Below are 13,388 nucleotides of genomic sequence, written 5' to 3' on the forward strand. Positions count from 1 at the left end.
ACGTCGCCCACCCCTCACCCCGGAGCATCGTGCTCACCGGGAGGAGGACCCATGGGCGCCAGGCCCACACTGACGGTCGACGCCGCGATGGTGCGCGCGCTCGAGCTGGGCGCTCGCGGCCCCGCGCACGGCCCCAACCCGCGCGTGGGCTGCGTCCTGCTGGCCCCGCGGCCGCGCCCGCTGGGCTCCCTGCCCGACGGCGCCGCCCCCGGCCCCGTGGACGCCTCGCCCCGGGCCGTGCTCGCCGAGGGCTTCCACCGTGGTGCCGGGACGGCGCACGCCGAGGCCGCGGCACTGGCCGACGCCCGTGAGCGCGGCGTGGACGTGCGCGGCGCGACGGCCGTGGTGACGCTCGAACCCTGCGACCACACGGGCCGCACCGGGCCGTGCACGCAGGCGCTGCTGGACGCGGGAGTGACCGAGGTCGTCTACGCCGTGGCCGACCCCGACCCCGTGGCCCGCGGGGGAGGCGAGCGCCTGCGCGGTGCGGGGGTGCGCGTCGCCGCAGGGCTGCGCGAGGCCGAGGGGGAGGCCCTCCTGGGCCCCTGGCTGGTCGCCGTGCGCCGCGGGAGCCCGTACGTGACCCTCAAGCTCGCCTCGACCCTCGACGGGCGCGTGGCGGCCCCGGACGGCACCTCGCAGTGGATCACCGGGCCCGCGGCGCGCGAGCACGCCCACCGGGTGCGGGCACAGGTCGACGCGATCGTCGTGGGCACGGGCACGGTCGTCGCGGACGACCCCTCGCTCACAGCCCGCACGGGTGACGTGGCCGGGCCGGGACCCGGGCTCGCCGAGCACCAGCCGGTGCGGGTCGTCGTCGGGCTGCGCGACCTCCCCCCGCACGTGCGGCTCGCGCCCGCGGGCGCATGGACCTCCGACGGCGGCGGGCCCGTGCTGCACCTGCGCACGCGTGACGTCCACGCGGTCCTGGCCGACCTCGCCGCGCGCGAGGTGCGCCACGTCCTGGTCGAGGGCGGCCCGGACCTGGCGACCGCCTTCCTGGCGGCCGGCGTCGTCGACGAGGTCCACGCCTACCTCGCCCCCGTGCTGCTCGGGGCGGGCCGGGGCGCCGTGGGCGACCTGGGCGTGACCACCCTCGCGGACGCGCCGCGCCTCGTCACGCACGACGTGCGCCGCCTGGGCGAGGACGTCCTGGTCGTGGCCCGCACCGCCCCCGGCTCCCTGCGCCCCACCCACCGCACCACCCCCGAACAGGAGAAGTGATGTTCACCGGAATCGTCGAAGAGATCGGCACCGTCCGCGAGGTCGCGTTCCCAGGGGGTGAGGAGTCCGACGCCGTGCTGACCGTGCACGGGCCCCTCGCCACCTCGGACGCCCACCCGGGGGACTCGATCGCGGTCGACGGGGTGTGCCTGACCGTCACGGGCCTCGGCCCGGACGGGACGTTCACGGCCGACGTCATGCCCGAGTCCCTGCGTCGCACCGCGCTGGGCGACCTGCGGGCCGGGTCCGCCGTGAACCTCGAACGTGCCGTACGGGCCGACACCCGCCTGGGCGGGCACATCGTGCAGGGCCACGTCGACGGCGTCGGCACCCTGGTCAGCCGCACACCCGGGGACCGGTGGGACGACCTGGTCCTGTCCGCCCCCCCGGCCCTGACCCGCTACGTCGCCGAGAAGGGCTCGATCACGGTCAGCGGCATCTCCCTCACGGTGACGCACGTGCACGACGCCACGTTCGGCGTCTCCCTCGTCCCGACCACGCTCGCCGCGACGACCCTCGGCTCCCTGGTCCCCGGCGACCGCGTCAACCTCGAGGTCGACGTCATCGCGAAGTACGTCGAACGGCTCCTCCTGGCAGGGATCGCCCCCGGGGGGGCGACCGGCGAGCCCGCACCCCCAGCCGCGGCGCTCGCGGCCACCACCGGCCCGGACGACGCCCACGGCACGGGCACGACCCAGGAACGAGGCCAGCGATGACCACCCTGCCCGGCGCCGAGCACCCCCAGGGCGCCTCCCACGACGCGCCCGAGCACCCGGGGCACGTGCGCACCGGCACCGTCGAGGAAGCCCTCGACGCGATCCGCGCGGGCCGCCCCGTCCTCGTCGCGGACTCCCCGGACCGCGAGAACGAGGCCGACGTGGTCTTCGCGGCCCGCACCGTGACCCCCGAGTGGGTGGCCTGGACCATCCGGCACTCCTCGGGCTACCTGTGCGCCCCCATGCCGGCCGCCCGCGCCGACGCCCTGGACCTGCCGCTCATGGTCCCGCACAGCCAGGACCCGCGGCGCACCGCCTACACCGTGACCGTGGACGCCGCGACGGGCGTGACCACGGGCATCTCCGCCGCCGACCGCGCCCGCACCCTGCGCGTCCTGGCCGACCCCGCCTCGGGTGCGGGCGACCTCATCCGCCCCGGGCACGTCCTGCCCCTGCGCGCCGTCCCGGGCGGGGTCCTGCACCGCGCCGGGCACACCGAGGCCGCGGTCGACCTGGTCCGCCTGGCCGGCGCGGGCGAGGTCGGGGGCATCGCCGAGCTCGTCAACGACGACGGCACCATGATGCGGCTCGACGACGCCGCGCACGCCGCCGCGGAGGCCGGCCTGGTCCTGATCACCATCGCGGACCTCATCGCCTGGCGCCGCGAGCACGACCCCGTCGTGCCCGAGCAGAGCGCAGAGCCCACGACCGCGCCCCGCGTGCAGGCCACGAGCGTCGCCGACCTGCCCACCGCGCACGGACACTTCCGCGTCCACGGCTACCGCGACCTGCGCACCGGCGCCGAGCACGTGGCCCTGGTCCCCCTGGCCGTGCCCGCCGGGGGAGGGGGCGCCGTCGACCCCGGGCCCGACGCCCCGGCCGCACCGCTCGTGCGCGTCCACTCCGAGTGCCTGACCGGTGACGCGTTCGGGTCGCTGCGCTGCGACTGCGGCCCCCAGCTCCAGGCCTCCATGGAACGCGTCGCCGCCCAGGGAGGAGCCGTCGTCTACCTGCGCGGGCACGAGGGCCGGGGCATCGGCTTGCTCGCCAAGATCGGCGCCTACGAGCTCCAGGACGCCGGGTTCGACACCGTCCAGGCCAACCTCGAGCTCGGGTGGCCCGTGGACCGGCGCGAGTACGGCGCCGCGGCCGCGATCCTGCACGACCTCGGCCTCGAACGCATCACCCTGCTCACGAACAACCCCGCCAAGGTCACCGGGCTCGCAGCCCACGGCATCGACGTCGTCGACGCCCACCGGCTCGAGGTCGGGCACGGCGAGCACAACCACGGGTACCTCATGACCAAGAAGGTCGCCATGGGCCACCTCCTGGACACCGTCGAGGTCACCCCCGAGCGCACCATCACCCCAGAACACCCCACCACCACCGAGGAGAGCGACCGATGAGCGGCGCAGGAGCACCCCAGATCACCGTCGACGGCACCGGGCTGCGGGTCACCGTGGTCGCCGCCAGCTGGCACACCGAGGTCATGGACGGCCTCCTCGCCGGGGCCCACCGGGCGCTCGCGGCCGCGAACGTCACGCACGTGCGGGTGGTCCGGGTCCCCGGCTCGTTCGAGCTGCCCGTCGCGGCGGTGCGGGCGGCCGAGCACGGCGCGGACGCGGTCGTCGCGCTCGGCGTCGTGATCCGCGGGGGGACCCCGCACTTCGAGTACGTGTGCTCGGCCGCGACCACGGGGCTGACCGACGTCTCGGTGCGCACCGGGGTCCCGGTCGGGTTCGGGGTCCTCACGTGCGACGACGAGCAGCAGGCCCTGGACCGTGCCGGGCTGCCCGGCTCGCGCGAGGACAAGGGCGCGGAGGCCGTCGAGGCCGCCATCGCGACCGTCGTGGCGCTGCGCGACCTGTAGGGGCCGCAGGGAGCCCGGTGACCGGTGGGCGGGACGGTTCGGCCCACCGGTCACCGGGCGACTACCCTTGTCGGGTGAAGACGTTCGAAGGGCTGTTCGCCGAGCTCACCGAGAAGGCCACCACCCGACCCGCCGGTTCCGGCACGGTCGCGGAGCTGGATGCCGGTGTCCATGCGATCGGGAAGAAGATCGTCGAGGAGGCCGCCGAGGTGTGGATGGCGGCCGAGTACGAGGGCGACGACAAGACGGCCGAGGAGATCTCCCAGCTCCTGTACCACGTACAGGTGCTGCTCCTGGCCAAGGGCCTGACCCTGCAGGACGTGTACAAGCATCTGTGAACCCGGCCAGGTCCGGGTCCAGGGGGAGGCGCACGGGAGCCCAGGCACCCGGGTCGCTTCCCTCACGCTTGTCCGCCGTCCCCCGCAGTCCCGCTCGTCCGCCGGCCGCGCTCGTCGTGGTCGACGACCCAGATCATTCCCCCTGAACCCTCCAGAAACGCGAGGATCTCGTGCTCCGCATCGCCGTCCCCAACAAGGGCTCCCTGTCCGAGCCCGCCGTCGACATGCTCCGTGAGGCCGGCTACCGCCAGCGCCGCGACACCCGCGAGCTCGTGCTCGCGGACCCGGACAACGACGTCGAGTTCTTCTTCCTGCGCCCCCGCGACATCGCGGTGTACGTCGGCACCGGCACGGTCGACGCCGGCATCACCGGCCGCGACCTGCTGCTCGACTCCGGCGCAGCGGCCGTCGAGCACATGCAGCTCGGCTTCGCCGGCTCCACGTTCCGGTACGCGGCCCCCGTGGGCACCATCACGTCCCTCGACCAGGTCGAGGGACTGCGCGTGGCCACCTCCTACGAGGTCCTGGTGGAGAACCACCTGCGCGCCCACGGCGTCACGGCCTCCGTGGTGCACCTGGACGGTGCGGTCGAGTCCGCCGTCCAGCTCGGCATCGCCGACGTCGTCGCGGACGTCGTGTCCACGGGCACGACCCTGCGCGGGGCCGGCCTGGAGGTCTTCGGCGACCCCATCCTGAAGTCCGAGGCCGTCCTCATCCGCCCCGCCTCGGTGACCGACGACGCCGTCTCCACGGGCCTCGAGACCCTCACCCGCCGCCTCCTGGGCGTCCTCACGGCCCGCCAGTACGTCCTCATGGACTACGACGTGCCCGCGCACCTGGTGGAGGCTGCCGTCGCCCTCACGCCCGGCCTGGAGTCCCCGACCGTGTCCCCGCTGCACGACCGCGACTGGGCGGCCGTGCGCGCCATGGTGCGCCGCGACCAGACGAACAAGCTCATGGACGCCCTCTACGAGGTCGGTGCCCGCGCGATCCTGGTCACCTCGATCCACGCCTGCCGCCTCTGAGGCCCCCCAGCCCCTCCACCCGGTGACGCTGCCCGGTGACCCTCCGCCCGGCGCGCAGGGTCACCGGGCAGCGTCGCCCCCGGGACACCCGGACCCAGCAGCCCGCGCCCAGCACCAGGACGAGCCGCGGCCACACCCCCCGCAGACCACGCCGTCGACCCGGCACCACGCACGGGGGAGGATGAAGACGTGAGCAGCTACGTCGCACCACCACCCGGGGAACTGCCCGGCGACCCCTACGCCCCCTTCCGGCCCCGCTGGGGCACCGCCGTCGCCTACACCGCCGCCGTCGTGATCCTCGCCGGGTGCACCTTCGTCGCCCTCGTCGCGACCGGCCCCGGGACCGACTCCGGATGGAACAAGGCCGCCACCATCGGCGTCGGGGCCTTCTGCGCACTCGTCCTGTGGCGCCTGGGACAGGTCCGGGCCACCGTCACCCCCGAGCACCTCACGGTCCACAACATCCTCTTCACCCGCCACCTCGAATGGGCAGAGGTCCTCTCGGTGCGCTTCGGCCCCGGCGACCCCTGGGTGCGCCTGGACCTCTCGGACGGCAAGGCGCTCGCGGTCATGGGCATCCAGCGGGCGGACGGGGCGCGACGCAGCGAGAGCGAGGCGGCCCGCCTGGCGGCCCTGGTCGCGGCCCTGGGCGAGGCGCACGAGGACTGACGCGACGCCGTCGGTCCCCGGGGACCCGCTCGCGGCCGTCTGGGAGCGCTGCGTGGGCGCCTACCTCGGCGACGCCGTCGTCGAGCGACTCCTCGCGAGCCCGCTGGGCGGGTCCACCCCGCAGCAACGGGCCGCGTGGCTCGACCAGGCTCGGCACCTGGCCGCACCACCGTCACGGGGCGCGCCCGCCAGGACGACGTCGTGAGACGCGTGAGGGCCCCCGGAACCTGACGGTTCCGGAGGCCCTCACGTCGTGCTCAGCGGCCTGAGATCAGGCCCGCGAAGCGATCAGCGCTCACCCGTGCGGTAACGGGGAGCCTTGCGCTCGCCGCCGCGCTCGGAGCGCTCGTCGTAGCGACCGGCCGGGCCGTGACCCGAGTGCCCGCCGGCGTAACCGCCCGAGCGAGGCGCCGAACCACCGGTACGGGGAGCACGGGCACCCTGCGGGGCACCCTGGTCGACCTGGATGCGCAGCGACTTGCCCGCGACACGGGCCCGCGAGATGCGGTCGATCGTCGCGGAGTCGAGCGGGGTCGCGATGTCCACGAGGGAGAAGCTCGGGAAGATGTCGATCTTGCCCAGGTCCTTGCCGTTGAGGCCACCCTCGTTCGTCAGGGCGCCGACGATCCCGGACGGCTGGGCGCCGTGCGTGTGCCCGACCGCCAGACGGTAGCGGGTCCCCACGGCGTCACGACGGATACCGCGCTCGCCGCCACGGCCACCCTCACGGGGACCACGCGAGTCACGCTCGCCGTACGGACGCGACTCGCGCTCACGGCGGGCGTTCTTGGCCTCGGCGCGCTGCGCCTCGAAGAGCTCCTGCTCCTCGCGGGCCTTGGGGCCGTCGTCACCGACCGACAGGGCAACCAGGGTCGCTGCCAGGTCGATCGGGTCCACGTCCGACTCGGCGACGTACGCCGCGACCAGGTCGCGGTACATCGACAGACGACCGGCAGCCTGACGCTCCGCGACCTGACCGAGGATGCGACGCGCCTTGTGCGCGGAGACGTCCGCGGGGGAGGGCACGTCGACCTCTTCGAGGCTCGCACGGATCGTCTTCTCGATGAACTTCAGGCGGTTGCGCTCGCCCGGCGTCACGAAGCTCAGGGCCTCGCCCGTACGACCGGCACGGCCCGTACGGCCGATGCGGTGCACGTAGGCCTCGGGCTCACCCGGCAGGTCGAAGTTCACGACCAGACCGATACGGTCCACGTCCAGGCCACGCGCCGCGACGTCCGTCGCGACCAGCACGTCCAGGGCACCCGAGCGCAGACGCTCGACGATCTTCTCGCGGTCCTTCTGCGCCACGTCACCCGAGATCGTCGCCGCCGAGATGCCACGCTCGACGAGAGCCGAACCGACCTCCTCGGCCGCGCCACGCGTCCGGGTGAAGACGATCGCCGCGTCGGCGTCCGACGTCGCGAGCACGCGCACCAGGGCACCGGTCTTGTGACGGAACGGCACCACCGAGTACGTCTGGCGCACCGACGTCACCGTCGAGGACTGACGGGTGACCGCGATCTCGACCGGGTCGTTCAGGTGCTGGGCAGCCACGCGACGGATCGGGGCCGGCATGGTCGCGGAGAACAGCGCGACCTGACGCTCGCGCGGAGCCTGACCGAAGATCTTCTCGACGTCCTCCGCGAAGCCCATGCGCAGCATCTCGTCGGCCTCGTCCAGGACCAGGTAACGGATGTCGTCGAGCACGAGGCTGCGACGCTCCAGGTGGTCCATCACACGGCCGGGGGTCCCGACGACGATCTGGGCACCACGCTGCAGCGCGCGCTGCTGAGGCTGGTAGGGGGAACCGCCGTAGACCGCGACGACCTCGATGCCGGGCACGTGCTTGGCGAAGGTCTCGATGGCCTCGGCCACCTGCATCGCGAGCTCGCGCGTCGGGGCGAGGACCAGACCCTGGACACGGCCCAGGTTCGGGTCGATCGCCGCGAGCATCGGCAGACCGAACGCAGCGGTCTTGCCCGTACCCGTCTGGGCGACACCCGTGATGTCACGCCCGGAGAGCAGTGCAGGGATCGCACGCTCCTGGATGGCGGAGGGGATCGTGAAGCCGAGGTCCGTCACGGCCTTGAGGATGTTCGTCGGCAGACCCAGGTCCGCGAACGTGGGGCCCGACTGCTCGGCAGGAGCCGGCGTCTGGGCGGTCTCGACCAGGTCGAGGGCGTGCGTGGGCGCAGAGGTGTCAAGAGACATAGAGATGTGTTCAACCGTTTCGCTGAGGGTGGGAGTTACGCGTGGTTGCCAAGTCGGCTCTCCACTGGCCGCACTCCCGAACACACACCGGTGACTCGCCCGCGCAGAAACAGCGGCAGGCCACACTCACACGAACACGCGGGAACAGCGACGAACTCCAGATTGTGCCCCTACTCTACGCGACACCCACCCAGGGCGGAGAACCGGGACCCGGTGACGTCCAACACAAGGCCCGGCGCACCCCACCCCGCCCGACGACGTCACCCGCCCCAGCAGACACGTCACCACCCGACACGGGCACCATCCCGCCCACGACGCCCCGCCCAGCCCTAGGATGGCCCACCGTAGGATGAAGACGGACAGGACACACAGGACGCAGTGAGCAACGGGCGGTGGGCGTGACAGCAGATCAAGAGGTCAGCTCACGAATCCTCACGATCCCCAACACCATCAGCCTCCTCCGGCTCGCCCTCGTCCCCGTCTTCGCCGTCCTCATCGTCCAGGGACAGGACGAGTGGGCGCTCGCGGTCCTCGCGGTCTCGGGGGCGTCCGACTGGCTCGACGGCGTGCTCGCCCGGCGTCTCGACCAGGTCACCAAGCTCGGGCAGATGCTCGACCCCGCAGCCGACCGGCTCTTCATCCTCGTGACGCTGGTCGGCCTCGCGTGGCGAGACGTCGTCCCCCTGTGGGTCCTCGTCGTCATCCTGCTGCGTGACCTCACGCTCCTGTGCCTGCTTCCCGTCCTGACCCGCCACGGGTACGGCCCGCTCCCGGTGAGCTTCGTGGGCAAGGCCGCCACGTTCGCCCTGCTCTACGCGTTCCCCCTCCTTCTCCTGGCGGAGGCCCCCGGCGCCCTCGGGGCGGCCGCCTCCATCATCGGCTGGGCCTTCACCGGCTGGGGCATCGGCCTCTACTGGCTCGCCGGGATCCAGTACATCCGTCAGACCCGCCAGCTCGTCTCCGGTCACGCCGTCCCCACGGACGACCGGGCGAACCGCCCCGACACCCAGGACACGGCCGCAGGATGACCCACGACACCCGCAACGAGGCGACCTCCGCATCCCGGCACAGGCGACCGCCTCTCGACGCCTCCATGACCCTGCTCACCGAGGTCATGGACCGGCCCCTGGACCCGGGCTACGCGGAAGCCGCCGCACGACGCACCACGGGCCAGGAGCCGCCTCGCCGGACCGGGACGTGGGTCTTCGTCGCGGTGCTGGCGGTCGCCCTCGGGTTCGTCACCGCGGCGGCGACGATCGACCTGCGTGCACCTCAGGGCGCGGCGATCGAGGCGCGCAAGGTCCTCGAGAAGGAGATCCTCGACCGGCGCGAGCAGGTCGACGCGCTGTCGGCGCAGGCCACCGCCGTGAGCGACGAGATCGAGACCCTGCAGACCGAGGCTCTCGCCGACGTGGACCCCGCACTCCTGGAGACTCTCCAGATCGACGGCGTCGCGAGCGGGTCCCTTGCCGTCACGGGGCCCGGCCTGGTCCTCACGCTCCAGGACGCCCCGGCGGGCGTGGGGGCGGACGACCAGTCGCTCAACGAGAAGGTCCAGGACAGCGACCTCCAGCGGGTGGTCAACGCCCTGTGGGCGTCGGGTGCGGAGGCCATCGCGATCAACGGGCAGCGGCTGACGCCGCTCAGTGCGATCCGTAGCGCGGGCGAGGCGATCCTCGTGGACCTGCAGCCCTTGATCGGGCCGTACCGCGTCGAGGCGATCGGAGACCCGGCGACGCTCGAGACCGAGTTCGCCCGCTCCGACGCCCCGGGATACCTCAGCATCCTCAGCTCGAAGTGGGGGATCCAGTCCAGCCGGATCTCCCAGAGCAAGCTCTCCCTGCCAGGGGACGGAATCCAACGACTCTTCTACGCGCAAGCCGTAGACTCCACGGCAACCACAGGTGACGAGCCTGGGGTGCCGACCGGTCAGGACAGCCCGTCGACGCAGGGGAGCGAGAGCCTTCGGTCGTCGACCGGTCCCGCCGGAGCCGACAGTTCACTCGCAGGGCAGGAGAGCACGGAATGATCGCAGTCGTCGGACTGGTCCTCGGAGTCGTGGCGGGCCTCGTGCTCCAACCCACGGTCCCCGTCGCCCTGCAGCCCTACCTGCCCATCGCGGTCGTCGCGGCGCTCGACGCGCTCTTCGGCGGGCTGCGGGCCATGCTCGACGGCCTCTTCGACGACAAGGTCTTCCTCGTGTCGTTCCTCTCGAACGTCGTCGTCGCGGCGCTCATCGTCTTCCTCGGCGACCAGCTCGGCGTGGGCACGCAGCTCTCGACCGGCGTCGTCGTGGTCCTCGGGATCCGCATCTTCTCCAACGCGGCCGCGATCCGTCGGCACCTGTTCAAGGCCTAGGCCCGCGATGACGACGAGGTCGACGCCCGACGGCACCCCTCCCGTGAACCCCGAGCGTCCCGAGGACGACGACGCGGTCCCGTCCCCGGCGGACGAGACGCGCCCGGTCGACGAGGGTTCGACCCCCGACGACCCGCCCGCAGCCTCGGCCGAGGACGTCCCCGGCGAGGAGCCGGTCGACGCAGCGCAGGACGCCCCCGCCGGCACGACGCCGGAGGCCACCGAAGCCGCGACCGGGACCGCGCCGGACGAGGAACCCGCCGACGCTGCCGTCGTGGCCGAGGGCGAGCCCTCCGTGCCCCTCGGTACGGCGGAGACCGCCCCGCACCCCCTCGAGCGGTGGACCGCTGCCGAGGTCCCGTGGGACGTCGCCGCAGAACTGGGCGACGACGCCCCGTACGTCCCGATCCAGGCGGCACCCGACGTGACGCCCGCGCCTTCCGCCGAGCCGACGACGAAGGAGGCAGCCGCCGGCGTCGACCGTTACCGTCCGACGGGCCACGCCCCAGACGCACGGGCCGCGGGCGCGCAAACCGCAGCCGGGTCGGCCACGGGCAGTCCGGGCGGCCGACCTGACGCCGCCGAGGAGAACGTCGCACCGGCCGCGACCCCGTCGTCGGCACCGTCACCGTCACCGTCACCGGCACCGAAGGCAACGGCAGGGACAGAGGCGCGGACCTCGGGCTGGTCGAAGCTCGCTCGTGCGATGCGGCCGACGGCGAACCGTTCACAGCTCCTCGCGGGGCTGCTGTGCGCCCTGCTCGGGTTCGCGCTGGCCGTCCAGGTGAGCCAGACCCAGGAGGAGCAGCTGTCCTCGCTGCGTCAGACGGACCTCGTGCGGCTCCTGGACGACGTCACCCAGCGGGCGAACGAGCTCGAGGCTCGTGTGTCGAGCCTGCAGGAGACCCGTGACGAGCTCAGCTCGGGCTCGGGCCAGCAGCGGGCGGCCCTCGAGCTCGCCCAGCGTCAGGCCGAGTCCCAGGGGATCCTGTCCGGCCGGCTGCCTGCCGAGGGGCCGGGGATCGAGCTCACGATCACGGAGGGCGACCGGAGCATCCCGGCCAGCAAGCTCTTCAACATCCTCGAAGAGCTCCGCAACGCGGGCGTGGAGGTCGTCGAGGTCAACGGTGTCCGTCTGGTCACGAGCAGCTACTTCGAGGAGACCAGCCGGGGGATGGTCGTGGACGGGCAGGTGATCTCCTCGCCCTACCGGTGGAAGGCGATCGGCGACCCCTCGACGCTCGAGACCGCGCTCGAGATCCCCGGGGGCGCGATGGCCTCGGTCCGCAACGAAGGTGCGGACCCTGTCATCACGCAGCAGGACCTGGTGACCATCACGTCCACACGGGAGCCGCAGGCCCCGCAGTTCGCGACACCGGTCCCTGCGGAGAGCGGCGACTGAGTGCTTCCGGCGGTCGTGACGTGGGCGGATACTTTTCTCCGGACCGTCCGGCGGGGTAGGTTGGACGGGTTGGACGGGTATTGCCCGCATCACCGTGCCTCCTGTCGGGAAGTGCGCAGAGGGGTGTAGTACCTTTCCGCCCAAGGCATTTTGCTCTGAATGCGTCAAAACTCCCGAGGAGGCGAGATGACCACTCCAGGTGAATCTGCGGAGCCACGCCGGGGAGGCAGCGATACGACCGTCACGTTCGGACGCATCGAGCTGCCGATCGAGGAGGGCACCCAGCCCGGCGGACTCTCCGCCGAGGAACAGGCCGCCATCTCCGCGCTGCCCCGGCACTCTGCTCTTCTCGTGATGCAGCGTGGCCCGGCGGTCGGCTCCCGCTTCCTGCTCGACGCCGAGCGGACGGTCGCCGGTCGCAGCGAGCACGCCGACATCTTTCTCGACGACGTCACGGTCTCGCGCAAGCACGCGGAGTTCGTCCGTGAGAACGACGAGTTCGTCGTCCGGGACATCGGCTCCCTCAACGGCACCTACGTCAACCGCAACCGGGTCGACGCCGTGGCGCTGGTCTCCGGCGACGAGGTGCAGATCGGCAAGTACCGCCTCACGTTCTGCACCAGCCCGGTCCTCGGCCAGCCCGCGGAGTCGGCGGAAGGCGCGGCAGGGCACCCGTGAACCAGCCGGCACGCTCCCCCTGGGGGCACGAGAACCGGTTCGACGGCACCGGTGCGCTGACCTCGGGGTCCGCGGACGCCGACGAGGACTTCGAGGGATCGCGCGAACCCTGGCCGCAGGGGATCTCCCGGCGTGCCACGATGCGCATCTCGGACGTCCTGCGCGCCCTGCGCACGGAGTTCCCCACCGTCAGCCACTCGAAGCTCCGGTTCCTCGAGGAGCAAGGGCTGATCGACCCCGAGCGCACCCCGTCCGGCTACCGGCAGTACAGTGCGGCCGACGTCGAGCGGCTGCGCTACGTCCTGCTCGAGCAGCGCGACCGCTACCTGCCGCTCAAGGTGATCAAGGAGAACCTGGCTGCGCTCGACGCCGGAGAGACCGCGGAGAACCCGGCCCTGCGGCTGGCAGCCAGCGATGGCGAGACCGAGGTCACGGCCGTCCGTCAGCGGTACACCGTCGGCTCGCTCGCGACGACGGTGGGCGTGGACGTCTCGCTCGTCGAAGGCCTGATCTCGGCAGGTGTCCTGCGGCAGGCCCCTGGCGGTCAGCTCGACGCCTGGTCGCTCGAGGTCGTGCAGCTCGCCGCAGCACTAGGCGAGTACGGCATCGAGCCGCGGCACCTGCGTCTGCTGCGCACGTCCGCCGACCGCCACGTCGGATTGGTCGAGCAGGTCGTCGCGCCGTGGCGCAGCCAGCAGTCCGCCTCGGCACGAGCGCACGCAGGTGCGCTGGCGGGCGAGGTCGGCGAGCTCTTCGCGAAGCTGCACACGGTGTGGCTCCGGCAGGGCGTGGGCGACCTCACGACCTGAGCGTCGTGCCCGGACGAGCCAGCGGCCCGGCGGTCCCGCGAGCGGTCATGGTGGTCGTGCGTCCCTCCTTCTGACGGACAGCGTCTGC

General features: G+C 72.9%; 15 protein-coding genes. 14 read left to right on the forward strand and 1 reads right to left on the reverse strand.

The window, feature by feature from the left end; all coding sequences use genetic code 11:
• The first annotated feature begins 51 nt into the window (after window positions 1–51).
• From ribD to NHG27_RS03465, 8 genes are all read left to right on the forward strand, one after another.
• Complete coding sequence (gene ribD / locus NHG27_RS03430; protein WP_497014747.1) at window positions 52–1,224, forward strand: bifunctional diaminohydroxyphosphoribosylaminopyrimidine deaminase/5-amino-6-(5-phosphoribosylamino)uracil reductase RibD; 1,173 nt, start codon at window positions 52–54, stop codon at window positions 1,222–1,224.
• Window positions 1,224–1,940, forward strand: a complete 717-nt coding sequence (locus NHG27_RS03435) for a riboflavin synthase (RefSeq protein ID WP_497014748.1) — start codon at window positions 1,224–1,226, stop codon at window positions 1,938–1,940. The genes ribD and NHG27_RS03435 overlap by 1 nt, the downstream gene beginning before the upstream one ends.
• Window positions 1,937–3,346, forward strand: coding sequence for a 3,4-dihydroxy-2-butanone-4-phosphate synthase (gene ribB / locus NHG27_RS03440; RefSeq protein WP_497014749.1), 1,410 nt, complete (start codon window positions 1,937–1,939; stop codon window positions 3,344–3,346). The genes NHG27_RS03435 and ribB overlap by 4 nt, the downstream gene beginning before the upstream one ends.
• Window positions 3,343–3,810, forward strand: coding sequence for a 6,7-dimethyl-8-ribityllumazine synthase (gene ribH / locus NHG27_RS03445; protein WP_193720235.1), 468 nt, complete (start codon window positions 3,343–3,345; stop codon window positions 3,808–3,810). The genes ribB and ribH overlap by 4 nt, the downstream gene beginning before the upstream one ends.
• Window positions 3,811–3,884: 74 nt before the next feature.
• On the forward strand, window positions 3,885–4,148 hold the full coding sequence (locus tag NHG27_RS03450; RefSeq protein WP_030151355.1) for a phosphoribosyl-ATP diphosphatase: 264 nt from the start codon (window positions 3,885–3,887) through the stop codon (window positions 4,146–4,148).
• Window positions 4,149–4,318: 170 nt separating this feature from the next.
• The gene (gene hisG, locus NHG27_RS03455; RefSeq protein WP_193720236.1) at window positions 4,319–5,173 is read left to right on the forward strand and encodes an ATP phosphoribosyltransferase; all 855 of its coding nucleotides are present in this window, start codon (window positions 4,319–4,321) and stop codon (window positions 5,171–5,173) included.
• A 189-nt stretch (window positions 5,174–5,362) separates the two neighbouring features.
• Window positions 5,363–5,842 carry a PH domain-containing protein gene (locus NHG27_RS03460; protein WP_497014750.1) on the forward strand — a complete coding sequence of 160 codons (480 nt, stop codon included), beginning with the start codon at window positions 5,363–5,365 and terminating at the stop codon, window positions 5,840–5,842.
• 52 nt (window positions 5,843–5,894) lie between these two features.
• Window positions 5,895–6,047: a hypothetical protein gene (locus tag NHG27_RS03465; RefSeq protein WP_497014751.1), complete on the forward strand. Its 153-nt coding sequence runs from the start codon at window positions 5,895–5,897 to the stop codon at window positions 6,045–6,047.
• Between the two features lie 83 nt (window positions 6,048–6,130).
• On the opposite strand, the gene NHG27_RS03470 is transcribed toward NHG27_RS03465, so the two are convergent.
• On the reverse strand, window positions 6,131–8,053 hold the full coding sequence (locus tag NHG27_RS03470; protein ID WP_497014752.1) for a DEAD/DEAH box helicase: 1,923 nt from the start codon (window positions 8,051–8,053) through the stop codon (window positions 6,131–6,133).
• 398 nt (window positions 8,054–8,451) lie between these two features.
• Here NHG27_RS03470 and clsA point away from each other — a divergent pair, with 398 nt between their 5' ends.
• The 6 genes from clsA (at window position 8,452) to ftsR (ending at window position 13,300) form a co-directional block, all read left to right on the forward strand.
• Window positions 8,452–9,081, forward strand: a complete 630-nt coding sequence (gene clsA, locus NHG27_RS03475; protein WP_193720239.1) for a cardiolipin synthase ClsA — start codon at window positions 8,452–8,454, stop codon at window positions 9,079–9,081.
• A gap of 65 nt (window positions 9,082–9,146) precedes the next feature.
• On the forward strand, window positions 9,147–10,082 hold the full coding sequence (locus tag NHG27_RS03480; RefSeq protein ID WP_497014753.1) for a DUF881 domain-containing protein: 936 nt from the start codon (window positions 9,147–9,149) through the stop codon (window positions 10,080–10,082).
• Entirely contained in the window at window positions 10,079–10,411 is a 333-nt protein-coding gene (locus NHG27_RS03485; RefSeq protein ID WP_056651935.1) for a small basic family protein, read from the forward strand. Before NHG27_RS03480 ends, NHG27_RS03485 begins: the two co-directional genes overlap by 4 nt.
• Window positions 10,412–10,418: 7 nt before the next feature.
• Entirely contained in the window at window positions 10,419–11,813 is a 1,395-nt protein-coding gene (locus tag NHG27_RS03490) for a DUF881 domain-containing protein (RefSeq protein WP_497014754.1), read from the forward strand.
• Between the two features lie 186 nt (window positions 11,814–11,999).
• Window positions 12,000–12,491, forward strand: a complete 492-nt coding sequence (locus NHG27_RS03495) for an FHA domain-containing protein (RefSeq protein WP_497014755.1) — start codon at window positions 12,000–12,002, stop codon at window positions 12,489–12,491.
• Window positions 12,488–13,300 (forward strand): transcriptional regulator FtsR, encoded by an 813-nt coding sequence (gene ftsR / locus NHG27_RS03500; protein WP_497014756.1) that lies wholly within the window; start codon window positions 12,488–12,490, stop codon window positions 13,298–13,300. The genes NHG27_RS03495 and ftsR overlap by 4 nt, the downstream gene beginning before the upstream one ends.
• The last annotated feature ends 88 nt before the right edge of the window (window positions 13,301–13,388 follow it).

This window comes from Oerskovia sp. 140933 (assembly GCF_059651515.1).

Coding starts and splice junctions, on each gene's coding strand:
- NHG27_RS03495 (WP_497014755.1), top strand. CDS start 12,000: ATGACCACTCCAGGTGAATCTGCGGAGCCACGCCGGGGAGGCAGCGAT.
- ribH (WP_193720235.1), top strand. CDS start 3,343: ATGAGCGGCGCAGGAGCACCCCAGATCACCGTCGACGGCACCGGGCTG.
- NHG27_RS03470 (WP_497014752.1), bottom strand. CDS start 8,053: ATGTCTCTTGACACCTCTGCGCCCACGCACGCCCTCGACCTGGTCGAG.
- ribB (WP_497014749.1), top strand. CDS start 1,937: ATGACCACCCTGCCCGGCGCCGAGCACCCCCAGGGCGCCTCCCACGAC.
- NHG27_RS03435 (WP_497014748.1), top strand. CDS start 1,224: ATGTTCACCGGAATCGTCGAAGAGATCGGCACCGTCCGCGAGGTCGCG.
- NHG27_RS03490 (WP_497014754.1), top strand. CDS start 10,419: ATGACGACGAGGTCGACGCCCGACGGCACCCCTCCCGTGAACCCCGAG.
- NHG27_RS03480 (WP_497014753.1), top strand. CDS start 9,147: ATGACCCTGCTCACCGAGGTCATGGACCGGCCCCTGGACCCGGGCTAC.
- NHG27_RS03485 (WP_056651935.1), top strand. CDS start 10,079: ATGATCGCAGTCGTCGGACTGGTCCTCGGAGTCGTGGCGGGCCTCGTG.
- ribD (WP_497014747.1), top strand. CDS start 52: ATGGGCGCCAGGCCCACACTGACGGTCGACGCCGCGATGGTGCGCGCG.